The sequence below is a fragment of the Limnohabitans sp. genome, from assembly GCF_044373035.1.
Classification (GTDB): Bacteria; Pseudomonadota; Gammaproteobacteria; order Burkholderiales; family Burkholderiaceae_C; genus Limnohabitans_A.
This window is the reverse complement of sequence record NZ_JBILQU010000011.1, coordinates 23,820-45,194: the sequence shown is the minus strand read 5'-3', so window position 1 is coordinate 45,194 and position 21,375 is coordinate 23,820. Positions and strand designations below refer to the sequence as shown.

General features: G+C 60.0%; 22 protein-coding genes and 2 tRNA genes. 14 read left to right on the top strand and 10 right to left on the bottom strand.

All coding sequences use genetic code 11. The annotated features are described in order from the left end of the window. Window positions 1-561 (top strand): hypothetical protein (locus ACIQ47_RS03480; RefSeq protein ID WP_396436857.1); only part of this gene is annotated, 561 nt, incomplete at its 5' end. 103 nt (window positions 562-664) lie between these two features. On the opposite strand, the gene ACIQ47_RS03475 is transcribed toward ACIQ47_RS03480, so the two are convergent. From ACIQ47_RS03475 to mutM, 3 genes are all read right to left on the bottom strand, one after another. Further along, complete coding sequence (locus ACIQ47_RS03475) at window positions 665-1,678, bottom strand: MBL fold metallo-hydrolase (protein WP_396436856.1); 1,014 nt, start codon at window positions 1,676-1,678, stop codon at window positions 665-667. Window positions 1,679-1,769: 91 nt separating this feature from the next. Further along, window positions 1,770-2,795 carry an A/G-specific adenine glycosylase gene (gene mutY / locus ACIQ47_RS03470; RefSeq protein ID WP_396436855.1) on the bottom strand — a complete coding sequence of 342 codons (1,026 nt, stop codon included), beginning with the start codon at window positions 2,793-2,795 and terminating at the stop codon, window positions 1,770-1,772. Beyond that, window positions 2,795-3,610 (bottom strand): bifunctional DNA-formamidopyrimidine glycosylase/DNA-(apurinic or apyrimidinic site) lyase, encoded by an 816-nt coding sequence (gene mutM / locus ACIQ47_RS03465; protein ID WP_396436854.1) that lies wholly within the window; start codon window positions 3,608-3,610, stop codon window positions 2,795-2,797. The genes mutY and mutM overlap by 1 nt, the downstream gene beginning before the upstream one ends. A gap of 70 nt (window positions 3,611-3,680) precedes the next feature. Here mutM and ACIQ47_RS03460 point away from each other — a divergent pair, with 70 nt between their 5' ends. The 7 genes from ACIQ47_RS03460 to pth all read left to right on the top strand — a co-directional run bounded on the left by ACIQ47_RS03460 (window position 3,681) and on the right by pth (window position 9,449). Next, the gene (locus ACIQ47_RS03460) at window positions 3,681-5,426 is read left to right on the top strand and encodes a tetratricopeptide repeat protein (protein ID WP_396436853.1); all 1,746 of its coding nucleotides are present in this window, start codon (window positions 3,681-3,683) and stop codon (window positions 5,424-5,426) included. Next, window positions 5,423-5,944, top strand: coding sequence for a lipoprotein insertase outer membrane protein LolB (locus ACIQ47_RS03455; protein WP_396436852.1), 522 nt, complete (start codon window positions 5,423-5,425; stop codon window positions 5,942-5,944). The genes ACIQ47_RS03460 and ACIQ47_RS03455 overlap by 4 nt, the downstream gene beginning before the upstream one ends. A gap of 45 nt (window positions 5,945-5,989) precedes the next feature. After that, window positions 5,990-6,835, top strand: a complete 846-nt coding sequence (gene ispE, locus ACIQ47_RS03450) for a 4-(cytidine 5'-diphospho)-2-C-methyl-D-erythritol kinase (protein ID WP_396436851.1) — start codon at window positions 5,990-5,992, stop codon at window positions 6,833-6,835. A gap of 34 nt (window positions 6,836-6,869) precedes the next feature. Continuing rightward, window positions 6,870-6,946: transfer RNA gene (locus ACIQ47_RS03445), tRNA-Gln, on the top strand. Window positions 6,947-6,987: 41 nt separating this feature from the next. Continuing rightward, on the top strand, window positions 6,988-7,965 hold the full coding sequence (locus ACIQ47_RS03440; RefSeq protein ID WP_396436850.1) for a ribose-phosphate pyrophosphokinase: 978 nt from the start codon (window positions 6,988-6,990) through the stop codon (window positions 7,963-7,965). 99 nt (window positions 7,966-8,064) lie between these two features. After that, window positions 8,065-8,691, top strand: coding sequence for a 50S ribosomal protein L25/general stress protein Ctc (locus ACIQ47_RS03435; RefSeq protein ID WP_396436849.1), 627 nt, complete (start codon window positions 8,065-8,067; stop codon window positions 8,689-8,691). 113 nt (window positions 8,692-8,804) lie between these two features. After that, window positions 8,805-9,449: an aminoacyl-tRNA hydrolase gene (pth, locus tag ACIQ47_RS03430; protein WP_396436848.1), complete on the top strand. Its 645-nt coding sequence runs from the start codon at window positions 8,805-8,807 to the stop codon at window positions 9,447-9,449. Between the two features lie 10 nt (window positions 9,450-9,459). Here pth and ACIQ47_RS03425 read toward each other — a convergent pair whose 3' ends face one another. Next, entirely contained in the window at window positions 9,460-9,708 is a 249-nt protein-coding gene (locus ACIQ47_RS03425; protein ID WP_296290906.1) for a YfhL family 4Fe-4S dicluster ferredoxin, read from the bottom strand. A gap of 152 nt (window positions 9,709-9,860) precedes the next feature. On the opposite strand from ACIQ47_RS03425, the gene ACIQ47_RS03420 reads away from it, so the two are divergent. The 3 genes from ACIQ47_RS03420 to ACIQ47_RS03410 all read left to right on the top strand — a co-directional run bounded on the left by ACIQ47_RS03420 (window position 9,861) and on the right by ACIQ47_RS03410 (window position 12,312). Then, entirely contained in the window at window positions 9,861-10,715 is an 855-nt protein-coding gene (locus ACIQ47_RS03420) for a 3',5'-nucleoside bisphosphate phosphatase (RefSeq protein ID WP_296290907.1), read from the top strand. Beyond that, window positions 10,712-11,608: a DMT family transporter gene (locus ACIQ47_RS03415; protein ID WP_396436847.1), complete on the top strand. Its 897-nt coding sequence runs from the start codon at window positions 10,712-10,714 to the stop codon at window positions 11,606-11,608. Before ACIQ47_RS03420 ends, ACIQ47_RS03415 begins: the two co-directional genes overlap by 4 nt. An 80-nt stretch (window positions 11,609-11,688) precedes the next feature. Further along, window positions 11,689-12,312 carry an L-threonylcarbamoyladenylate synthase gene (locus ACIQ47_RS03410; protein ID WP_396436846.1) on the top strand — a complete coding sequence of 208 codons (624 nt, stop codon included), beginning with the start codon at window positions 11,689-11,691 and terminating at the stop codon, window positions 12,310-12,312. A gap of 139 nt (window positions 12,313-12,451) precedes the next feature. Here the strand turns inward: ACIQ47_RS03410 and ACIQ47_RS03405 are convergent, their stop codons facing one another. The 3 genes from ACIQ47_RS03405 to ACIQ47_RS03395 form a co-directional block, all read right to left on the bottom strand. After that, window positions 12,452-13,042 carry a DUF3501 family protein gene (locus ACIQ47_RS03405; protein WP_296290910.1) on the bottom strand — a complete coding sequence of 197 codons (591 nt, stop codon included), beginning with the start codon at window positions 13,040-13,042 and terminating at the stop codon, window positions 12,452-12,454. 11 nt (window positions 13,043-13,053) lie between these two features. Beyond that, window positions 13,054-14,403: a (Fe-S)-binding protein gene (locus ACIQ47_RS03400; protein WP_396436845.1), complete on the bottom strand. Its 1,350-nt coding sequence runs from the start codon at window positions 14,401-14,403 to the stop codon at window positions 13,054-13,056. Window positions 14,404-14,515: 112 nt separating this feature from the next. Further along, window positions 14,516-14,938, bottom strand: coding sequence for a rubrerythrin family protein (locus ACIQ47_RS03395; RefSeq protein ID WP_089953128.1), 423 nt, complete (start codon window positions 14,936-14,938; stop codon window positions 14,516-14,518). Between the two features lie 325 nt (window positions 14,939-15,263). Here ACIQ47_RS03395 and ACIQ47_RS03390 point away from each other — a divergent pair, with 325 nt between their 5' ends. Continuing rightward, window positions 15,264-18,311 (top strand): valine--tRNA ligase, encoded by a 3,048-nt coding sequence (locus ACIQ47_RS03390; RefSeq protein ID WP_396436844.1) that lies wholly within the window; start codon window positions 15,264-15,266, stop codon window positions 18,309-18,311. A gap of 26 nt (window positions 18,312-18,337) precedes the next feature. Further along, window positions 18,338-19,216 (top strand): UTP--glucose-1-phosphate uridylyltransferase GalU, encoded by an 879-nt coding sequence (galU, locus tag ACIQ47_RS03385; protein ID WP_396436843.1) that lies wholly within the window; start codon window positions 18,338-18,340, stop codon window positions 19,214-19,216. Here galU and ACIQ47_RS03380 read toward each other — a convergent pair whose 3' ends face one another. From ACIQ47_RS03380 to cysM, 3 genes are read right to left on the bottom strand one after another with little or no spacing between them, the layout of a single operon-like run. Next, window positions 19,217-19,444 (bottom strand): sulfurtransferase TusA family protein, encoded by a 228-nt coding sequence (locus tag ACIQ47_RS03380; RefSeq protein WP_293752419.1) that lies wholly within the window; start codon window positions 19,442-19,444, stop codon window positions 19,217-19,219. Then, window positions 19,444-20,001, bottom strand: a complete 558-nt coding sequence (locus tag ACIQ47_RS03375; RefSeq protein WP_296290914.1) for an NUDIX domain-containing protein — start codon at window positions 19,999-20,001, stop codon at window positions 19,444-19,446. Before ACIQ47_RS03375 ends, ACIQ47_RS03380 begins: the two co-directional genes overlap by 1 nt. 28 nt (window positions 20,002-20,029) lie before the next feature. After that, complete coding sequence (gene cysM, locus ACIQ47_RS03370) at window positions 20,030-20,932, bottom strand: cysteine synthase CysM (protein WP_396436842.1); 903 nt, start codon at window positions 20,930-20,932, stop codon at window positions 20,030-20,032. 38 nt (window positions 20,933-20,970) lie between these two features. Between cysM and ACIQ47_RS03365 the strand changes: the two genes are divergently transcribed. Continuing rightward, window positions 20,971-21,055, top strand: a tRNA-Leu gene (locus ACIQ47_RS03365). The last annotated feature ends 320 nt before the right edge of the window (window positions 21,056-21,375 follow it).

Below are 21,375 nucleotides of genomic sequence, written 5' to 3'. Positions count from 1 at the left end.
CGGCTCGACACCCTGATGCGCCAGGCGGTGGTGCAGGCCGCCCCCGTGGCCATGGCTCTGGGACCGCGCCAGCTCAGCCACATGGCAAGGCACTGGGAGCGGCAAAACGAAGAGTGGGAAAAGGAATGGCTGCAAGGGGACACTGATGCCCGCATGGAGCGCCGGCTGGACAAGGCATTGAGCCGCTACAACTCTTTTTATGGCGAATTGAACACGGCTCAAATCAACCTGATCAAGACGCAATTGGCGCAATCCCCCTGGACGGCCGAATGGGGTCGGCGCGATCGCCAGCGCCGCCAGCAGGATTTGCTGTCGACGCTGCAGCGCATCACGCAAAGCAACCTGACGCAGGCGCAAGCTGAAGCCCAGTTGTGGGGGGTGTGGCAGCGCTGGCTGCAGCCGCCCGATGCAGGACAACGCGCTGTGGTGCAAAGCCTGTCGCAACGCGCTTGCGAAAACCTGGCGCAGTTGCACAACACGGCCACAGCCGAGCAACGCGTGCGTTTGTCTCGGCGCTTGCGCGCCTATGAGCGGGATCTGCTGGACCTGAACCGGCCCTGATCACACACACTGAATACCCAGCCTGAAAGCCCGTTTCGCCAAGCAGCACCCACAAAAAACCCGCCGTGATTTGGCGGTTTTTTTGATGGGACTGCAGCAGGGCTCAGCTTTGCAGCGCTTGCCACATCTCCATGTCGCGCTCGGCGGTCCAGATGCGGGGGTTCTTGATGCCACTGGCTTCGTCGTAGGCGCGGGTCACGTCAAACGGCAGGCAGTGCTCGTAAATGAACACATGGCCAAAGATCGGGTCCATGCTTTGGCGGGTATGGGCCATGGCGGCTTTGAGGTCCATCTTGCCGGCCACGGCTTCCTTGCCTGCTTTGTAGAGGGTCTCGACCCAGCGCTTCGTGTAGTCCAGCGCCTTGTTCACGTTGGCGTTGCCCTTCATGGCTTCGCCGCGGCCGGGCACAATGAACTCGGCCTTCAGGGCGCGCAGGGCCTCCAGGGTGGCAGGCCATTCTTCGAGCTGGGCATCGCCTGTGTACACGCCGGCTTCGTACTCGACCAAATCGCCCGAGAACAGCACTTTTTCTTCTTCCACCCAAGCGATCGTGTCACCACGGGTGTGCCCCGGGCCCGGATGCCAGATTTGCACCACCACGCCGCCCAGGTTGATGCTCAGCTTGCCGGGCACTTCGCCTGTTGTGGGGTTACCGCCACCGACCACCATGGTCGGCCAGGTGAGGCCGGGCACGCTGTCCGCGCCACGGAACAGGCGCGGGAAGCGCTCCATCTCGCTTTTCATGTCTTGCGCGCCGCGCTCCTTGATCAGGCCCAAAGTGCCTTCGCTGGCGATGATCTCGGTCGCGCCTTCGGCGGCGTAAGCGTAAGCGCCCAGCACGCGCACCGCGTGGTAGTGGGTCAGCAGCACGTACTTGATGGGCAAGTCGCTGACGGTGCGGATCTTCTTGATCAGGTCTTGCGCCATGTCCGGGGTGGCTGTGGCGTCGCTCACCATGATGAAACGGTCCCCGATGATCACGCCCGAGTTGGGGTCACCCTCGGCGGTATAGGCCCAGCAGTGCGCGCTGAGCTGCTCGAAAGTGATCTTCTTTTCGGTCAGGTCGGCCTGGCTGGCAAAAGCCTTCGTTGGGGCTTTGTTGGGTGCTTTGGACATGGAAATTTCTCCGGTCAATGAATGGAGTGATTTTACCTAAACGAAATGCATTACGGATTGTTGAATTCCAGAACCAGCGCCGCGTTCGCTTTCAAGAACCCAACAAGGCCCGGATGGGTGCGGGCAAACCCAAATCTGGCCAGGCAATGGCATCCACCCACTGCCCTTCACAATCCGGAGGAAACTCCTCAGACCCAAGCATGTGAATCGGGTGCAGATGCAGATCGCGGTGCGTCAGCACATGCTTCCAGGATGCGATGTATCGCGGCTCCCCGCCCTGTGTCCAGGCAGCCAGCAAATCCGCTTCCGATTCAAAAACCGGCAAGCTGAACAAGCCAGCCCAAATGCCCTTGTCAGGGCGTTTTTGCAACCACACCTGGCCTTGCGCATTGACCGCCCACAGCAACCACAACGTGGCACTGCTGCGCTTGAGCTTGCGGGTTTTGACGGGATAGGCCAGCGGCTCTCCCTGCGCTTGGGCCTGGCAGACCGTGCTGACAGGGCAGGCCGCGCACTGCGCCTTGCGCGGCAAACACATGGTGGCGCCCAGGTCCATCAAGGCCTGGGTGTAACGCGGCATGTCTGCGGCTTTAGCGGGCAAAAGGTCTTGGGCCAGCGCCCACAGGGCTTTTTCGTTTTTGGCCACCGCCAAGTCCGCGCCATAGCCCAGCACCCGGGTCAGCACACGCTTGACGTTGCCGTCCAGAATGGCGGCACGCTCGCGAAAGCAAAAGGCCGCGATGGCCGCTGCGGTCGATCGGCCAATGCCGGGCAGGGTCTGCAGGTCTTCGGCGCGGCGCGGAAAGGCCCCGCCAAAACGCCCCATCACCTCTTGGGCGCACTTGTGCAGGTTGCGGGCGCGGCTGTAATAACCCAGGCCGCTCCACAGCGCCAGCACATCGTCTTGCGGCGCCGCCGCGAGGCAAGCCACATCGGGAAAGCGCGTCATAAACCGGGGAAAGTAGTCCAGCACGGTGGTCACCTGCGTTTGCTGCAACATGATCTCGGACAGCCACACGCGGTAAGGGTCCTGGGTGTTTTGCCAAGGCAGGCTTTGGCGGCCGTGCAAACGCTGCCAATCCACCATGCAGCGGGCAAACCCTTGGGGCAAAGTCATCATGGTTTCTGGCATGTGGGACAGTAAAAAGTGGTGCGCTGGCCTTGCAGCATGGACTTGATGCTTGTGGTGCACACCCTGCAAGGCTCGCCCGCACGACCGTACACCGCGGCTTCCAGCTGAAAGTAACCGGTGCGGCCTTCGGCGCTCACAAAATCCTTGAGTGAGCTGCCCCCCTGCTCCACTGCGCGGTTCAGCACCTGAATGATGGCCGCATGCAGCCGGGCCACCCGGGGTTTGGTCAGACGCGAAGCCTTGGTCGTGGGACGAATGCCCGCCATGAACAAGGCCTCGCAAGCGTAAATATTGCCCACGCCCACCACCTCACTCCCCGCCAGCAAAACCTGCTTGATGGCCATCTGGCGTTTCTTCAGGGCTTGCGCAAAGGCCGTCACATCGAACTGGCCGCTCAAGGGCTCCACACCCAGCCGCCCCAGCAACTTTTGCGCTTGGGGAGAGTCTTCGGAAGGCGCCCAGACCACCGCCCCGAAGCGGCGCGGGTCGTGTAGGCGCAACACGCCCCGGTCGGTCACCAAATCCATGTGGTCGTGCGGGCCGGCTTCGGGCTGTGTGGAGGCGAAGTTCAGGCTGCCCGACATGCCCAAATGCACCAGCAGCAGGCCTTGGTCCAGGTCCAGCAGCAGGTATTTGCCACGCCTTCGCACGCCCCAAATTTGCCGCCCCACCAGGCTGGCAGCGGGCGCGCCCAGCGGCCAGCGCAGGGGTTTGCCCAGCTGCAGCGCCAAAATGTGGGCCGAGGCGATGCGGTCGACAAAACTGCGGCGTGTGACTTCAACTTCGGGGAGTTCGGGCATGGGCTCTGGGACAAAAAGGGACTTGAGCCGCGCGGTTCGCGCGAGGAGGTGGCTGGATTATGATGAAGCCATGAAATTCTGGTTTCGACTTGCCCTCATCTTCACTTGCGTCTGGAGCGCTTGGGCGCAACCGGCCAAGCCGATCACAAGCACCCCCAGTCCGCTCAAGGACAAAGGCGCCCCTCAACAATCCGCGCTCGATGCCGCTTTGTTTTACCAATTGCTGTTGGGCGAATTGAACGTGCGCAGCGGCTCGCCGGGCAGTGGGTTTTCTTTCATCCTGGATGCCGCACGCAAGACTCGCGATCCGGCACTGTTCCAACGCGCCGTCGATCTGGCCTTGCAATCGCGCTCTGGCGAATCGGCCTTGCAAGCGGTACAGGCTTGGAAAAGTGCCATTCCCGAAGCCACCGAAGCCAACCGCTACAAACTGCAAATTTTGCTGGCCCTGAACAGGGTGGACGAAGCTGGGCAGGCCCTGAGCGTCTCGATCCGGGAGCTGCCTGCGGCAGAACAAAATGACGCCATTGCCTCGGTGCCGCGCATTTTTGCCAGAGTACAAGACAAGAAGATGGCCGCCGACACCGTCGAAAAAGCCCTGACTTCGGCCTTGAAACAAAGCAGCACAGCCGCCACCGCATGGACCTCCGTCGGGCGCATGCGGCGCGAAGCCGGCCAACTGGCTCTGGCCGTTGAGGCCACTCGCCAGGCACGCGCGGCCGATGCATCGGCCCCTGGACCCCTGATCCTGGCACTGAGCTTGGCCACTGCGGCACCGGCCGAGATGAAGCCCTTGTTGGCCCAAGCCATGCAAGGCCCGGTGCAGCCTGAATTGAGAATGGGCTACGCAAGGCACCTCATCTCCCAATCCCAGCAGGCCGAAGCCTTGCGTCAACTTGTCCGCCTGAACGCAGAACACCCCGCCTTTGCCGATGGCTGGCTGGTGCATGGTTTGCTGCTGCAGGAAACTGGCCAGTTGGCCCAGGCTGAAGAAAAACTGCGCAAGCACGTGGAACTGGCCCAAGTCAGCCAGGACAAGGAAACGCCCACCGGACTGTCCGAAGCCTTGATGGCGTTGGCCCAGATGGCGCAGCGCCAAGGTCAACTGCCTCAAGCCGAGCAATGGCTGGCCCAGGTGCCGCCTGGCGCAGACCCCATCAAGTTGGCCAGCCGCCGCGCCGACTTGCTCACACAACAAGGGCGCAAGGAAGAAGCACGACAAGTGCTCGCACAAATCAAAACCACCAATGCCGAGCAGGCCACGCGCAAAATTCTGGTGCAGTCCATGTGGTTGCGGGACAACAAGCAATTGGACGAGGCTTACACCGTGGTCAAGCAAGCCCTCAATGCTCAGCCGCAAAACACCGACTTGATGTCGGAGATGGCCATGGTCAACGAAAAGCTCAAACGCTTTGACGAAATGGAAAGCCTGCTGCGCGATCTGATCAAACTCAAACCCGAAGATCCCCAGGCCTTCAACGCCCTGGGTTACTCCCTGGCCGATCGCAACATCCGTCTCGTTGAAGCCCGCCAACTGATCACGCAGGCCCTGCAGCTGGCCCCCGAAGATGCCTACATCCAGGACAGCTTGGGCTGGGTCGCGTTTCGCCAAGGCCAATATGCCGAGGCACTCAAAATATTGCAGACTGCCTACAAAGCCCGCCCTGATGCAGAAATTGCAGCCCATCTGGGTGAAGTGTTGTGGGTCATGGGACAGCGTCTGGAAGCCGGGGCGATCTGGCGCGAAGGTTTGCTGCTCAAAGCCGACAACGACACCTTGGTCGAAACCTTGAAGCGCTTCGAATTCAAGCCATGAAGCCCTGCGCACTCGCCAAAGAGCCCGCCAGCAAAGGTCGGCGACGGGTTTTGGCGCTGGCCTTGTCCAGCGTTTTGCTGGCTGCAGGCTGCGCCTCACCCCGCATGACCCCCATGGACGCCAACGCCTATTGGTCCGGGCGCATGGCTATCCAGGTACTCAAGGACCCACCAGAATCGCTGAGTGCCGGTTTCGAGCTGCAAGGCTCAGCCCAAGCTGGCGAGATGGTCTTGCTCAGCCCCATCGGCACCACTCTGGCCCGCCTGGAATGGACGCCCCAAGGCGCACGCCTGACACAAGGCCAGCAACAAGTGGACAGCCCGAGTCTGCAAAGGCTGGGGGCTCGCCTGACGGGCACGGAACTGCCCATAGCGGCTTTGTTCGAGTGGCTGGCGGGCCGCCCCACCGAGGCACTCGGCTGGCAAGTCGACTTGTCGGCACACGCCCAAGGCCGCATCAACGCAGAGCGGCGCGAACCCAGCCCGGGTGCGGTGCTGCGCATCGCGCTGGACCGCTGAGCCGGCCTTTTTTTCGGGCACCCCAAGCCTGGCGATAATCCCCCTATGAAATCGCTGCACGATGTGCCTGCACCGGCCAAACTGAATTTGTTTTTGCACGTCACGGGCCGTCGCCCCGATGGCTACCATGAACTGCAATCGGTCTTCATGCTGATCGACTGGTGCGACACGCTTCATTTTGAAAAGCGGCCCGGTGGCGCCATCAGCCGCGAAGACCTCACCCTCGCCTTGCCCGCACAAGACTTGATCACCCGCGCAGCGCAGCTGCTGCAACATCACACCGGCTGCACCGATGGCGTGCACATTGCTGTTGAAAAACAAATCCCCGCGCAAGCGGGCATGGGCGGCGGCTCCTCCGATGCGGCCACTTGCCTGCTGGCGCTCAACCGCTTGTGGGGTCTGAAACTCAAACTGCTCACATTGGAAAAGTTGGGACTTCAGCTCGGTGCAGACGTGCCATTTTTCCTGCGCGGTCACAACGCCTGGGTCGAAGGCGTGGGAGAAAAAATCACCCGGATCGAACTGCCTGCCGCCCGGTTTTGGGTGGTGAAGCCGCCCCAAGGCATCGATACTTCTCAAATTTTTGCCCATCCAGACCTCAAACGCGACACAAACGCTGCTACAATGTCGAGCTTCGCTGCAGACGCATATGACTTCGGTCACAATGACCTGCAATCCGTTGCGCAGGCTTTGTGCCCCGGTGTTGAGCAAGCCCTACAAGCCCTCAACCAAGCCGGTCTCAAATCCAGAATGACGGGTTCCGGCAGTGCCGTGTTTGCCCATTGCATGGACAACACCACGAAAGTTTCGATCCCTGATCACTTTCTGGCCAGGCTTTGCAGTAATTTGGAAGCCCATCCCTTGACAGCTTGGGCATCCAGCGATAGTTGATCGGTTGATCGCTGTTTCAGCGGTCAACCCGTGTAGGGGAGTCGCCAAGTTGGTTAAGGCACTGGATTTTGATTCCAGCATGCGAAGGTTCGAGTCCTTCTTCCCCTGCCAAATACGTTCATTCGTACAGGCCCCTTTATCTGATCGCTGGAATGCACATGCAGCCTGCTTCACTTCCCCCAGAATTCATGCTGTTCACCGGTAATGCCAACCCCGTGTTGGCCGCCGAAATTGCCAAATGCCTGGGCACGCAGCTCGGCGCCGTCGATGTGGGCCGCTTCTCTGACGGCGAAGTCACCGTTGAACTCAAACAAAACGTCCGTGCTCGAGAAGTGTTTGTGGTGCAGTCGACCTGCGCGCCGACCAACGAAAACCTGATGGAGTTGCTGATCATGGTCGACGCGTTCAAACGCGCATCGGCTGGTCGCATCAGTGCCGTCATCCCTTATTTCGGTTACGCCCGCCAAGACCGACGTCCTCGCTCTACCCGCGTCCCCATCTCGGCCAAAGTCGTGGCCAACATGCTGCAGGCCGTGGGTGTGGACCGCGTCCTGACCATGGACTTGCACGCTGACCAGATTCAAGGCTTTTTTGACATCCCGGTCGACAACATTTACGCGTCACCCGTGCTGCTGGGTGATCTGCGCCAAAAAAATTACGAAGACCTGATCGTCGTGTCCCCTGACGTGGGCGGTGTTGTGCGCGCTCGCGCACTGGCCAAGCAACTCGGTTGCGACCTGGCCATCATCGACAAGCGCCGCCCCAAAGCCAATGTCAGCGAAGTCATGCACGTGATTGGTGAGATCGAAGGCCGCAACTGCGTGATCATGGACGACATGATCGACACCGCAGGCACTTTGGTGAAAGCCGCCGAAGTGCTCAAAGAGCGCGGAGCCAAAAAAGTTTACGCCTATTGCACACACCCGATTTTTTCGGGGCCGGCCATCGAACGCATCGCCAAGGGCGAAGCACTCGACGAAGTCGTGGTCGCCAACACCATACCGCTGACAGCAGCAGCCGCAGCGTGTACCAAGATTCGCCAACTCTCCGTGGCTCCGCTGATCGCCGAAACGATCAACCGGATTGCCCATGGCGAGTCGGTGATGAGCCTGTTTTCCGATCAAACCTGATCGGAAAGAGGCCTTTAGTGGCCAGCCGTCCTACTGGACTGGCTGGCTTTTTTGAGTCAGGGTCGCATTGGTCGCGGTGGGCCCTAGAAGGAGAAATCTATGAAATTTGTCGCTTTTGAGCGCGCTAAGCAGGGCACGGGTGCGAGCCGCCGTCTCCGCAATTCCGGTCGCACACCTGGCATCGTTTACGGTTCCACATCGGCCCCCCAACTGATCGAGCTGGACCACAACGCTTTGTGGCACGCCCTGAAAAAAGAGGCTTTCCACGCCACGATTCTGGACATGGAATTCAACGGTCAGTCCAGCAAAGTCTTGTTGCGTGACTACCAGATGCACCCCTACAAGCAGTTGGTGCAACACATCGACTTCCAGCGCGTCGATGCCAACACCACTTTGCACATGAAAGTGCCTTTGCACTTCAGCGGCGAAGAAGAGTCCGAAGCCGTCAAGACCGACAAGTGCACTGTCAACCATGTGGTGACGGAGCTCGAAATCGCTTGCTTGCCTGCCAACCTGCCTGAGTTCATTGCAGTGAACTTGACCGGCCTGACCAAAGGCGTGTCTTTGCATCTGAACGACATCACGTTGCCTGCTGGCTGCAAGGCCGTCACCCACGGCAAGAAAAACCCGGTCCTCGTGTCCGTGGTGGCGCCTGTGGAAGAAGTTGTGGCAGCTCCCGTGGCCGCTCCTGTGGACGCCAAAGGCAAGGGCAAAGGCAAGAAGTAATCTTCTGGCTCGGGCTTTCAAGCCCTGCACTTTCAAGGCCCGCGCAAGCGGGCCTTTTGTTTTGTGCCCATGCTTGTCAGCTGTGCACCCAGCAGCAAGGATAATCTCGCACCATGATCAAACTGCTAGTCGGCCTGGGCAACCCGGGCAATGAATACGAAGACACCCGCCACAACGCCGGTTTTTGGTGGATCGATGCCATTGCCCGTGAACTCAAGGTGTCTCTGGTGCCCGAGCGCAGCTACCACGGGCTGGTCGCCCGCACCACGGTCGGCGGCCAGACCGTTTGGTTGTTGGAACCGCAGAACTACATGAACCTGTCGGGAAAGTCGGTGAGCGCCCTGGCCAGGTTCTTCAAAATCCAGCCGCAAGAGATTTTGGTGGCACACGACGAACTGGACATCGTGCCGGGCGAGGCCAAGCTCAAGCTGGGCGGCAGCCACGCTGGCCACAATGGCCTGCGCGACATCCATGCCCAACTCGGCACATCCGACTATTGGCGGCTGCGCATTGGCGTGGGCCACCCGGGTGACAAGGCCGAAGTGGTGAGTTGGGTCTTGAAGAAGCCGATGCTGGAGCACCGCAAAGCCATCGACGACAGCATCCACCGCGCGGTGTTGGCCTTGCCGCTTTTGTTGGCGGGGGAGATGGAAAAAGCGATGGTGAAAATCCACACCAGCAAGCCCCCCAGGCCCAAACCACCCAGACCGCCGAAAGCAGAGCCCGCCCCAACGACCGAACCCGGTCAGCAGAGCTGAACCCAGTGCCTTACTGACCTTGCAGGCGACGGTATTTGGCCCAGAGCGACTCTTGGTTTTCTGCGTGCTGCGGGTTGACTGGAATGCAGGCCACGGGGCAGACCTGGACACACTGCGGCTCGTCAAAATGGCCCACGCATTCTGTGCATTTGGACGGATCGATCTCGTAAATTTCTTCGCCCAGGTAAATCGCTTGGTTCGGGCACTCGGGCTCACACACATCACAGTTGATGCATTCGTCGGTGATCATCAGTGCCATGGCTGGGGCTCCGCAAAGTTCTGCATCGAGGTCATTACCGGATTATCGGCCACAGGTCTGAGCCCGAGAAACTGCAGGGCTGTTACAGGCCCCTGGGCCTCTCATCCCCAATGACCCCACAAGCTGCACCGTTCCAGCGGCATGCGCCTAAAATGGAACGCATGATGAACGCCGACCTGCACTGCCACTCCGTCATCTCTGACGGCACCCTCACCCCCGAAGCCTTGGCCGAACGCGCCAAAACCAACGGCGTGGAACTGTGGGCGCTGACCGACCACGACGAAGTGGCTGGCCAAGAACGCGCACTGGCCGCCGCGCGCGCGCAAGGCCTGCCCTACCTCACAGGCACCGAAATTTCGGTCACCTTTGCCCACCAGACGGTGCACATTGTGGGCCTGGGTTTCGACGCGCACAACAGCGCCTTGGTCGAAGGCCTGCGCCGCACCCGAGGCGGCCGCAGTGAACGCGCCCAGGAAATGTCAGATGGCCTGGCCAAAGTCGGCATCCTCAACTGCTACGAGGGCGCGTTGCGCTATGTTGGCAACCCGGAATTGATTTCACGCACCCACTTTGCGAGGCACTTGGTCGACACAGGCGTGTGCAGCGACACCTCGGAAGTGTTTCGCAAATACCTGACTGAGGGCAAACCCGGCTACGTGCCGCACCGTTGGGCACGCCTGCAAGAAGCCGTGCAATGGATCACCGATGCCGGCGGCATGGCCATCATCGCCCACCCGGCGCGCTACGGCTTTAGCCCCAACGAGGAGTACGCGCTGTTCAGTGAATTCAAAGCGCACGGTGGGCGCGGCGTCGAGGTCGTTACCGGCAGCCACTCGTCTCCCGACGCAGTACGCTACGCAGAAACCGCACTCGAATTCGACTTGGCAGCCTCTCGTGGCAGTGACTTTCACAGCCCTACCGAGAGCCGCATCGACTTGGGCACACTGCCCTTCTTGCCTGGCCAACTGACCCCTGTTTGGGAACTGCTGACCGACCGCGTTCAGTGAGTTCGTTCAAGGACACTGCGCTGCACGGCATCGGTTTTGCCGTTCTGGCCACTGCGTGCTTTGCCACGCTGGACACCACCACCCGGCACGTCAGCGCGGGCCTGTCGGTGTTGGTGGCGCTGTGGTTCCGCTACGCCATTCAGGCCGTCATCACCACGGTCGTCGTCTGGCCAGGCCGTGGCCGCCAAATCTTGCGCACCCAACACCCGCGCTTTCAACTGGCGCGCGGCATGCTGCTGTTTGCCTGCAGCATCCTGGCCTTTTTGAGCCTCAAGTACATGCCTGTGGGCGAATTCACCGCCATCACACTGCTGGCCCCCTTGGTCATCACCTTGCTCGCGGCCTGGATGCTGAAGGAAAAAATTCGCCCACTGCGCTGGCTGCTGGTGCTGGGTGGCTTCATCGGCACCCTGATCATCATCCGTCCCGGCAGCCAGCACTTTGACTGGACCGTCGTCCTGCCCTTGATGCTGGTGGGCACCAACGCCGCATTTCAGCTGCTGACCAGCCAAATGTCCAAAACCGAAGACCCCATCACCACCCACTTTTACACCGGCTGGATTGGCACGGCCTTGGCCACCCTCATCCTGCCTTTTGTCTGGGAAATGCCCAGCGACTGGACCGTATGGCTCCAATTGCTCTTGATGGGCGTGCTCGCCTCGATCGGACACTTTCTGTTGATCCTGGCCTACGGCCGCGCCCCGGCAGCCACCCTCACGCCTTATATGTACAGCCAAATTGGCTTTGCCGTTCTGGGCGGCTGGGTGGTTTTTAACCACTTGCCTGACCAATGGACTTTTGCAGGCATGGGCCTGGTCGCGCTGTGCGGGGCTTTGGGGGCTTGGCTCACGCTGCGAGAGAACCGCGTCGCCATCCCTCCCGCACAATCATGAGTTCTCGCTTTGGCATTGCGGGGTTTTGGCCTCTTCTGTATCGCATACTGCTCAATACCGACCCTTGACTGTCGAAACCCATGGCCCAGTTTTTCAGCGTTCACCCCGACAACCCGCAAGCGCGTTTGCTCAAGCAAGCCGTGCAATTGCTCAACCAAGGCAGCGTGCTGGCCGTGCCCACTGACTCCAGCTACGCCCTGGTCTGCCACCTGGACGATAAAACCGCTGCCGACCAATTGCGCCGCATTCGCGCTGTGGACGAGAAACACCACCTGACGCTGCTGTGCCGCGACCTGAGCGAGTTGGCCAACTACGCGCGGGTGGACAACCGGCAATTTCGGGCCATCAAACAAGCCACACCCGGGCCTTTCACCTTCATTCTGGAAGCCACCAAGGAAGTGCCACGCCGTTTGAGCCACCCGCAACGCAAAACCATCGGCCTGAGGGTGCCCGAGCACAAAGTGCTGCAGGAACTGCTGGCCCTGCACGGCGCGCCGCTGTTGGCCGCCACACTGATCATGCCCGGTGAAGCGCTGCCGCTGAACGACCCGGAAGAAATACGCGAACGGCTGGAACACCAAGTGGGCGCGGTCATCGATGCAGGGGCCTGCTCTTTGCAGCCCACCACCGTGATCGACATGAGCGGCGACGAACCCGAAGTGCTGAGGCTCGGTCAAGGTGACCCGGCCCTGCTGGGCCTTTGACTTGGCGCTACAGGCAGAGCACACACGGAGCTTGCCTTGCGCCGCCAAAGGTCTGAACAGCGATCACTGACCCCAAAAACAAAAACCCTGCAGCAACGCAGAGGCCACAGCAGGGTCAAGCCAGAACGGACTGCGAGAATTACTTCAAATCGCCTGCCAAGCTGGCCAGTGTGTCCGGGGAAACATCGATGTGGGAGGGGTAGTGTGTGTGGTCACAGCCCATCTTGACGCCAGCACCGGCCTTGACCGCAGCCGACATGGCAGGCTTCAGTTCGAAGCGCACAAAGTGCACGGCCGAGGTTTTTTCATCGGTCTCGCGGTCCAGGTCTTCGTCGGCAATGGCGTAGACGCGCCCATGGCCTTCCACCTCGACAAACATGCGGTCTTCCACACCAATCAGCTTGGCCAGCTCGCGCTTGCGTTCGTTGATGTCGGTGTACTCGATCATCATGGTGGCTTTCCAGTTGCTGCCGTCCGGCACCAGCGGGGCATAGGCCTCGATCTCTTGCAGGATGCCTTCTTCCTCGAAGACTTTTTCGATGCGCAGCATTTCCTGAATCTGGTAGCGGATGGTGGTTTCGCTCTCAAATTGCATGTTGATGTGCTCGCCCAGCCGCACGCTGCGCAGCTTGCGATGGGCAATGACTTCGGGCTTGTGGACCTTGCGCCACTTGGTGTAGGCCTCCAAAGACATCAGGGTCTCGGGCGTGATTTTTCCGGTCAATTGCATGGCAGTGTTCCTTATTTGAGACCGTAGGCTTTGCGCACCAAGGTCAAGGGGTGGTTCAGTTCGGGAGCGCCCAGACCATTGACCTCAAAGCCTTGGGCAATGTGGTGGCCGCCCAGCGGGCAGTCGGAGCTGATGAAGTCGGGCTTGGAGCCGTCTTTCATGGTGGCCATGGCTTTGAACACCGGTTTGCCGATCTTCATCGCCATGTCGTGTGAGCCTTTTTTGACACCGTAGGTACCGGCATGGCCCGAGCAGCGCTCGATGGTGTTGATCAGGGTGTCCGGGATCATCTTGAGCATTTCCTCGGTTTTCTTGCCGATGTTTTGCACCCGTCCGTGGCATGGAATCTGGTAACTCACATTGCCCAGTTTTTGTGGGAACTCGGTCTTGAGCAAGCCATCGCGCTTGCGGGCCATGAAGTACTCAAACGGGTCCCACATCGCGTCTTTGACCAACTGGGTATCGGCGCAATCGGGGAACATCAGCGGAATCTCTTGCTTGAACATGAGCGCACAGCTGGGCACCGCCGCCATGATGGCGTAGCCGTCTTTGGCGTACTTGGCCAGCACCGGGATGTTGGCTTCTTTGGACTGCTTGACCGAGTCCAGGTCGCCCAACTCGAGCTTGGGCATGCCGCAGCACTTTTCTTTCTCGACCAGCACATACGGGATGGCGTTGTGGTCCAAAATCTTCAGCAGGTCATGCCCAATGCCTGGCTCGTTGTAGTTGATGTAGCAAGTGGAATAGATCGCCACTTTGCCGGGTGTTTTCTCGCCTTCCACCACTTTGACCGACTGGGCAGCAGGTGCACTGGAGCGGAATTTTTTAATGGCCAAGGAAGGCAGCCAGGCGTTTTTGTCCACGCCTGCCACGCTTTCCATGACGCTGCGCGCCGCTTCGGTTTTGTTGATGGCGTTGATGGCTTGAACCACAATCGGGATGCCCGCAAAAGAGCCGTGGGTGTCGGTCGAGGCCAGAAACTTTTCGGCTGCACCCACTTCGCCTTTTTTGAACTTGATGGCCTTGGCCCGCAGCATGGTGTGCGGGAAGTCCAGGTTCCACTCGTGCGGCGGGGTGTAGGGGCATTTGGTCATGTAGCACAGGTCGCACATGAAGCACTGGTCCACCACTTTCCAATAATCCTTCTTGTCCACGCCATCGACTTCCATGGTGCTGCTCTCGTCCACCAGGTCAAACAAGGTGGGGAAAGAGCCACACAAGCTCACGCAGCGGCGGCAACCGTGGCAGATGTCAAAAATGCGCTCAAGTTCGTCGAAGCACTTTTCTTCGTTGTAGAAGTCCGGGGTCTGCCAAGCCAGCGCGTGACGGGTGGGGGCTTCGAGGTTGCCTTCTTTGGCCATGAAATGCTCCATTGGGAATTTTTTGTGGGGTTTTTCTGAAGACTCTGCAGCCAGAGCCCTGAGAAAAACCCGCTGCACCTTTCAGCGCAGCGGGCTGAAGAAACGGGGGGAATCAATCCACCAGTTCGTTCAAAGCTTTCTGGTAGCGGTTGGCGTGTGAACGCTCAGCCTTGGCCAGAGTCTCGAACCAGTCAGCGACTTCGTCGAAACCTTCTTCACGGGCGGTCTTGGCCATGCCAGGGTACATGTCGGTGTACTCGTGGGTTTCGCCAGCCACAGCCGAAGCCAGGTTGTCGCGTGTCGAGCCGATGGGCATGCCGGTAGCCGGGTCGCCGGATTGCTCCAGGAACTCCAGGTGACCGTGGGCGTGACCAGTTTCACCTTCAGCGGTGGAACGGAACAGGGCTGCCACGTCATTCTGACCTTCAACGTCCGCTTTGTTCGCGAAGTACAAATAGCGACGGTTGGCCTGGGATTCGCCTGCGAAGGCGTCTTTCAGGCATTGTTCCGTGCGCGAGCCTTTGAGTGCTGCCATGGATATCTCCTAGTGGGGTTAAACGTGAGGTTGCCCTGGCAAAATCGCCAGAGACGGCTTAGGTTAACTCTGCACCACCCAGTCTGCCCAATAGATTGATGCAATGGCATTGATTGGCCAATGCTATTAAATGACTCGTTTGATAAATATCTACTAATCAGGCATGCCCTGTGTTTTTGCAAGAGAGCCCACGGGTGACAATCCCGAAAACAGGGTTTGACAGACACAGATAAGGCTTGAATGGCTGGGTAAAATCAGCGCTCTGGGCCAAACAAGGCCCCATGCGGCAACAGCTGAGCTGCCGTTTCTTTTTGAAAAGTCCGCCATGAGCAACGCCCCCGCCGTCCCCCTCGAACAACCTGGCTTATACAGCCTGTCCAAATCGTTCGAACCCGCCGCACTGGAAGCCCATTGGGGCCCCGAATGGGAAAAACGCGGCTATGGCGTGGCCGGTTTTCGGGGCACGGCTGCACCAGCTGCAGACGCGCCCGCCTTCTCCATCCAGCTGCCGCCGCCCAACGTGACCGGCACCCTGCACATGGGCCACGCCTTCAACCAGACCATCATGGACTCGTTGACCCGCTACCACCGCATGTCAGGGTTCAACACCGCCTGGATTCCCGGCACCGACCACGCGGGCATCGCCACACAAATCGTGGTGGAGCGCCAACTGCAAGCCCAAGGCATCAGCCGCCACGACATGGGCCCCACGCCTGCCGAAGCCCGCAAGAACTTTGTGAGCAAGGTCTGGGAGTGGAAAGAAGAATCGGGCAGCACCATCACCCGTCAAATGCGCCGCATGGGTGACAGCGTGGACTGGAGCCGCGAGTACTTCACGATGGACCCCAAGCTGTCCCAAACCGTGACCGAAACCTTTGTGCAACTGTACGAGCAAGGCCTGATCTACCGTGGCAAACGACTGGTCAACTGGGACCCGGTGCTGCAAAGCGCGGTGTCTGATCTGGAAGTGGAGAGCGCCGAAGAAGACGGCTCGATGTGGCACATCCGTTATGACTTGGCCGATGGTTCAGGCAGCCTGACCGTGGCCACCACCCGCCCCGAAACCCTGCTGGGCGACGTGGCCGTGATGGTGCACCCCGAAGACGAGCGCTACAAACACCTCATCGGCCAGCAGGTCAACCTGCCGTTGTGCGGACGCTCCATCCCCGTGATCGCCGACGATTATGTGGACAAAGACTTTGGCACCGGGGTGGTCAAGGTCACGCCTGCGCACGACACCAACGACTACCAAGTCGGCCAGCGCCACAAACTGGACCTGATTTGCGTGCTGAACCTGGACGCGACCATCAACGCCAACGCCCCAGAAAAATACCGTGGCCTTGATCGCTTCGTGGCCCGCAAGGCCGTGGTGGCTGATCTGGAAGCCGCAGGCGCTTTGGTCGAAGTCAAGAAACACAAACTCATGGTGCCGCGCTGCGCCCGCACCGGCCAGGTGATTGAGCCCATGCTGACCGACCAATGGTTCGTGGCCATGAACCAAGTCGACCAAGGCGACGTCACCGGCAAGACCATTGCGCAAAAAGCCATCGACGCGGTGCAGTCCGGCCAAGTGAGCTTTGTGCCCGAGAACTGGGTCAACACCTACAACCAGTGGATGAACAACATCCAGGACTGGTGCATCTCGCGCCAGCTGTGGTGGGGCCACCAGATTCCGGCTTGGTACGACGAAGACGGCAAGGTGTATGTGGCCCGCAACGAAGCCGAGGCGCAAGCACAAGCGGACAAGCTCTCGCCCGGCAAAACACTCAAGCGCGACGAAGACGTGCTGGACACTTGGTACTCCAGCGCATTGGTGCCCTTCAGCACCATGGGCTGGCCCAACAACGAGACGAGCACCAAGAACGCAGCTGGCGAGCATACTGGGCTCGGACGCAGCGACTTTGCGAGCGCAGCGAGTATGAGCAAGTCCGAGCCCGGCACGCTCGCCAGCGGAACCACCGCCACCACCAACGCCGATAACAGCCCAAGCGACTACGACCTCTACCTCCCCAGCAGCGTGCTGGTCACCGGTTACGACATCATCTTCTTCTGGGTCGCCCGGATGATCATGATGACCACGCACTTCACCGGCAAAGTGCCGTTCAAGCACGTCTACATCCACGGTCTGGTGCTCGATGCGCAAGGCAAGAAGATGAGCAAATCCGAGGGCAACGTGCTTGACCCGGTGGACCTGATCGACGGCATCACATTGGAGCCCTTGCTCGACAAACGCACCCAGGGCCTGCGCAAACCCGAAACCGCCCCCAAGGTGCGCAAGCAGACCGAAAAAGAATTTCCCGAAGGCATACCGGCCTACGGCGCGGACGCCCTGCGCTTGACCTTTGCCGCGCTCGCGTCTTTGGGCCGCAGCATCAACTTTGACTCCAAGCGCTGCGAGGGTTACCGTAACTTCTGCAACAAGCTGTGGAACGCCACCCGCTTCGTGCTGATGAACTGCGAAGGCCAAGACTGCGGCTTGAAAAAGCACACCAAAGCCGAATGCCAACCCGGTGGCCCGGCGCACGGCTACTTAGACTTCAGCCAAGCCGATCGCTGGATCAGCTCGCAACTGCAGCGCGTCGAAGCCGACGTGGCCAAAGGCTTTGCCGAATACCGCCTGGACAACGTGGCCAACACGATTTACGACTTTGTGTGGAACGAGTTTTGCGACTGGTACCTCGAAATCGCCAAGGTGCAGATCAACACCGGCAACGATGCGCAGCAACGCGCCACGCGCCGCACCCTGATCCGCACGCTCGAGACCATCATGCGCCTGGCGCACCCGATCATCCCCTTCATCACCGAAGAGCTTTGGCAAAAAGTGTCGGTGGTCGCGGGGCTTCCGGGTGAGTCGGTCAGCATCGCGGCTTACCCCGTAAGCCAACCCGATCGCATCGACACAGCCGCCGAAGCCCATGTGGCCAAGCTCAAGACGCTGGTGGACACCTGCCGCAACTTGCGCGGTGAGATGAACGTCTCGCCCGCCACCCGCATGCCCCTGTATGTGCTGGGCGACACCGCCTTCATGAACAGCGTGGCGCCGGTGTTGCAATCGCTGGCCAAGCTGAGCGAAGTCAAAGTCTTTGAAGCCGAAGCCGAGTGGGTGGCCGCAGCACAAGCCGCGCCCGTGGCCGTGGTGGGCGAAGCGCGTTTGTGCCTGTTCATCGAAGTCGATGCCGCCGCAGAAAAAATCCGCCTGACCAAGGAGGCCGCTCGCCTGGAAGGCGAAATCACCAAGGCCAACGCCAAGCTCGGCAACGAGGCCTTCGTGGCCAAAGCCCCCCCGGCTGTGATCGACGAAGCCAAGAAACGCGTGGCCGACTTCGGTGACACGCTCGACAAAATCCGCCAGCAACTGCAACGCCTGGGCTGAAGCCCCAATTGGACAAGGAATCGACCATGAGCCACAACGTCATCCGCAAAGCCGTGTTTCCCGTCGCGGGCCTGGGCACCCGTTTTTTGCCCGCCACCAAAGCTGCCCCCAAAGAGATGCTGCCTATCGTGGACAAGCCGCTGATCCAGTACGCGGTGGAAGAAGCCTACGCGGCAGGCGTGCGGCACATGATTTTTGTCACGGGGCGCAGCAAGCGGGCCATCGAAGACCACTTTGACACCGCTTACGAGCTCGAAAGCGAACTCGAAGCTGCCCACAAAGACGAGTTGCTCGCCTTGGTTCGTTCGGTTCAACCCGACGACATGGTTTGCGCTTATGTGCGGCAAAACCGCATGCTGGGCCTGGGCCACGCCGTGCTGTGCGCCGAGCCGCTGGTGGGCAACGAGCCCTTTGCGGTGCTGCTGGCCGACGATTTGATGGTCAACGCAGGCCCGTCCATCTTGTCCCAAATGGTCGAGGCTTACACCAAGCAAGGCCGCTCTGTGTTGGCCGTGCAAGAAGTAGCGCTCGATCAGGTCAAGCGCTACGGAATCGTGGCCGGTGAACCGGCTGGCAAACAGCTCATCCGTGTCGAACAAATCGTGGAAAAACCCAGCCCCGACAAAGCGCCCTCACGCATGGGCGTGGCCGGTCGGTACATCCTGACCCCTGGCATTTTTGACGAGATCCGCAACCAGCCCACAGGCGTGGGGGGCGAGATCCAGCTGACCGATGCGATTGGTCGCTTAATGCTGCGCGAAGCGGTTTATGCCTTCCAGTACGAAGGCAAGCGCTACGACTGCGGCAGCAAGGAAGGCTTTTTGGAAGCCACGGTGGAACTGGCTTTGCAGCACCCGCAAGTGGGTGCTTCTTTCCGTGAGTACCTCAAGGGCTTGATTCTCTGATCAGCGCCGCTTGAGGCCAAAGACAAAGCTGGTTTCGGTTTTTTCCTGCATCACCAACTCATTGCCCGTCTGACGGGCAAAAGCCTCGAAATCTCGCCAAGCCCCAGGGTCGGTGGCGATCACCTTGAGCACTTGGCCGCTGACCATCTCATTCAAAGCCTTCTTGGCTTTCAAAATGGGCAGCGGACAGTTCAGCCCACTGGTGTCAATTTCCTTGTCGATGTGCATCATGAGCCCTGATTCACTTCCTGGCTTTGTGCAGCACGCTCTTCCCAAGTCATGAACTTGGGCTCGATGCCAATGGTGCGCAGCCAGTCGCCCAAGGCGTAACCGGTGCCTGCTGGCCAGCAAATCAAATCCTGGAAATCAAACATTTTGTACTCGGCCAACTCAGGCGACAAGCGCACTTCGCCCTCGGCCACCGCATGGTAGGCAATGATCACCTGGTTCATGCGCTGGAAGTCGTACACGCCGATCAACTGGAGGGCCGAGACCTTCAGGTTGGTTTCTTCGGCAATCTCGCGCGTGATGCCTTCTTCGGGCGTTTCGCCCGCCTCCATGAAGCCGGTGATCAGCGCAAAACGCCGCCCTGGCCAGGCCGCATTGCGGGCCAGCAAAATCTGATCACCCACCTGCACAATGCCTGCCAAAACGGGCGTGGGGTTGTTCCAGTGCGTGAAGTCGCAAGCGGTGCAACGCAGGCGCATCGTCTCGCCCCCGTCTTCCATTTGCGAGAGCCAGGCCAAAGGACTGGCACACATCGGACAAAAACGGTATTCAGCCATGGTTCAAGCCTTGTCAGAGTTCAGCCGTTCAGGCAGGGAACACGCCTGTGGAGAGATAACGGTCACCGCGATCGCAGACGATGAACACGATGGTCGCGTTTTGCGCCGTCTTGGCCACTTGCTGGGCCACCCAGCAGGCACCCGCTGCAGAGACGCCGGCAAAGATGCCTTCGCTGCGTGCCATCTGGCGGCAGGTTTCTTCGGCATCGTTTTGACTGACATACACCAGCTCATCCACATGGCTGGGATCGTAAATTTTGGGCAAGTACTCTGTTGGCCACTTGCGGATGCCCGGAATGCGAGAGCCCTCACTGGGTTGTGCGCCCACGATGCGGATCGCCGGGTTCTTTTCTTTCAGAAACCGCGACACACCCGTGATGGTGCCGGTGGTGCCCATGGCGCTCACGAAATGGGTCACTTTGCCGCCCGTCTGCTCCCAAATCTCGGGGCCAGTGGTTTCGTAGTGGACACGCGGGTTGTCGGCGTTGGCAAACTGGTCCAAGATGCGGCCCTTGCCCTGCGTGGCCATGTTGTCGGCCAAGTCACGGGCGTACTCCATGCCCCCGCTCTTTGGCGTGAGGATCAGCTCCGCACCAAAGGCCTTCATGGTCTGGGCCCGCTCGATGGACAAGTCCTCGGGCATGATCAAAACCATGCGGTAACCCCGGATGGCTGCGGCCATGGCCAGGGCGATGCCGGTGTTGCCCGAGGTGGCCTCGATCAGGGTGTCACCCGGCTTGATCTCGCCGCGCTGTTCGGCCCGGCGGATCATCGACAAAGCCGGTCGGTCCTTGACCGAACCCGCCGGGTTGTTGCCCTCGAGCTTGCCCAAAATCACGTTGCTGCGGGCCGCCATGTCGGCAGCACCCAATCGCTGCAAAGCCACCAATGGTGTTTTGCCGATCGCATCCTCAATGGTTGGATAAATCATCCCATTAATGTGCCATAATTCGTGGCTTCACGAATACCGCCCGGGTGGTGAAATTGGTAGACTCAGGGGACTCAAAATCCCCCGCCGCAAGGCGTGCCGGTTCGAGTCCGGCCCCGGGCACCATCTCTGGAAACCCGGCAGCCATGCGGGTTCCAAGCGAATCAAAGCCAACCTTCACGGGTTGGCCTTTTTTCTTGTCTGTCGCGGTGTAGCCACTGTGTAGCCACTGGTACAGAGTTTCAGCGTCAGTGCGCTTTCCGGATCGCCAACGGATCAGGGCACAACTTCTTCGACTTGTTTCTGGCGCTCAAAGTATTCAGCACTGGCGTTCAGCCCGGTTTCGAAGCGGGCCTAGCTGGGGAGAAAACTCACGCCTTGGTCAACCCATGCGCCACAGCCTCACGCAGCGCAACATTGATGCTGGCCTGTTGCCAATATGCTGT

Excerpts from the sequence above, each read along its gene's own strand:
- ACIQ47_RS03475 (WP_396436856.1), bottom strand. The coding sequence starts at position 1,678 with ATGTCCAAAGCACCCAACAAAGCCCCAACGAAGGCTTTTGCCAGCCAG.
- ACIQ47_RS03425 (WP_296290906.1), bottom strand. The coding sequence starts at position 9,708 with ATGGCACTGATGATCACCGACGAATGCATCAACTGTGATGTGTGTGAG.
- ACIQ47_RS03435 (WP_396436849.1), top strand. The coding sequence starts at position 8,065 with ATGAAATTTGTCGCTTTTGAGCGCGCTAAGCAGGGCACGGGTGCGAGC.
- ispE (WP_396436851.1), top strand. The coding sequence starts at position 5,990 with ATGAAATCGCTGCACGATGTGCCTGCACCGGCCAAACTGAATTTGTTT.
- mutM (WP_396436854.1), bottom strand. The coding sequence starts at position 3,610 with ATGCCCGAACTCCCCGAAGTTGAAGTCACACGCCGCAGTTTTGTCGAC.
- cysM (WP_396436842.1), bottom strand. The coding sequence starts at position 20,932 with ATGATTTATCCAACCATTGAGGATGCGATCGGCAAAACACCATTGGTG.
- pth (WP_396436848.1), top strand. The coding sequence starts at position 8,805 with ATGATCAAACTGCTAGTCGGCCTGGGCAACCCGGGCAATGAATACGAA.
- ACIQ47_RS03440 (WP_396436850.1), top strand. The coding sequence starts at position 6,988 with ATGCACATGCAGCCTGCTTCACTTCCCCCAGAATTCATGCTGTTCACC.
- ACIQ47_RS03405 (WP_296290910.1), bottom strand. The coding sequence starts at position 13,042 with ATGCAATTGACCGGAAAAATCACGCCCGAGACCCTGATGTCTTTGGAG.
- mutY (WP_396436855.1), bottom strand. The coding sequence starts at position 2,795 with ATGACTTTGCCCCAAGGGTTTGCCCGCTGCATGGTGGATTGGCAGCGT.
- ACIQ47_RS03400 (WP_396436845.1), bottom strand. The coding sequence starts at position 14,403 with ATGGCCAAAGAAGGCAACCTCGAAGCCCCCACCCGTCACGCGCTGGCT.
- ACIQ47_RS03460 (WP_396436853.1), top strand. The coding sequence starts at position 3,681 with ATGAAATTCTGGTTTCGACTTGCCCTCATCTTCACTTGCGTCTGGAGC.
- ACIQ47_RS03380 (WP_293752419.1), bottom strand. The coding sequence starts at position 19,444 with ATGCACATCGACAAGGAAATTGACACCAGTGGGCTGAACTGTCCGCTG.
- ACIQ47_RS03395 (WP_089953128.1), bottom strand. The coding sequence starts at position 14,938 with ATGGCAGCACTCAAAGGCTCGCGCACGGAACAATGCCTGAAAGACGCC.
- ACIQ47_RS03390 (WP_396436844.1), top strand. The coding sequence starts at position 15,264 with ATGAGCAACGCCCCCGCCGTCCCCCTCGAACAACCTGGCTTATACAGC.
- galU (WP_396436843.1), top strand. The coding sequence starts at position 18,338 with ATGAGCCACAACGTCATCCGCAAAGCCGTGTTTCCCGTCGCGGGCCTG.
- ACIQ47_RS03375 (WP_296290914.1), bottom strand. The coding sequence starts at position 20,001 with ATGGCTGAATACCGTTTTTGTCCGATGTGTGCCAGTCCTTTGGCCTGG.
- ACIQ47_RS03410 (WP_396436846.1), top strand. The coding sequence starts at position 11,689 with ATGGCCCAGTTTTTCAGCGTTCACCCCGACAACCCGCAAGCGCGTTTG.
- ACIQ47_RS03420 (WP_296290907.1), top strand. The coding sequence starts at position 9,861 with ATGGAACGCATGATGAACGCCGACCTGCACTGCCACTCCGTCATCTCT.
- ACIQ47_RS03455 (WP_396436852.1), top strand. The coding sequence starts at position 5,423 with ATGAAGCCCTGCGCACTCGCCAAAGAGCCCGCCAGCAAAGGTCGGCGA.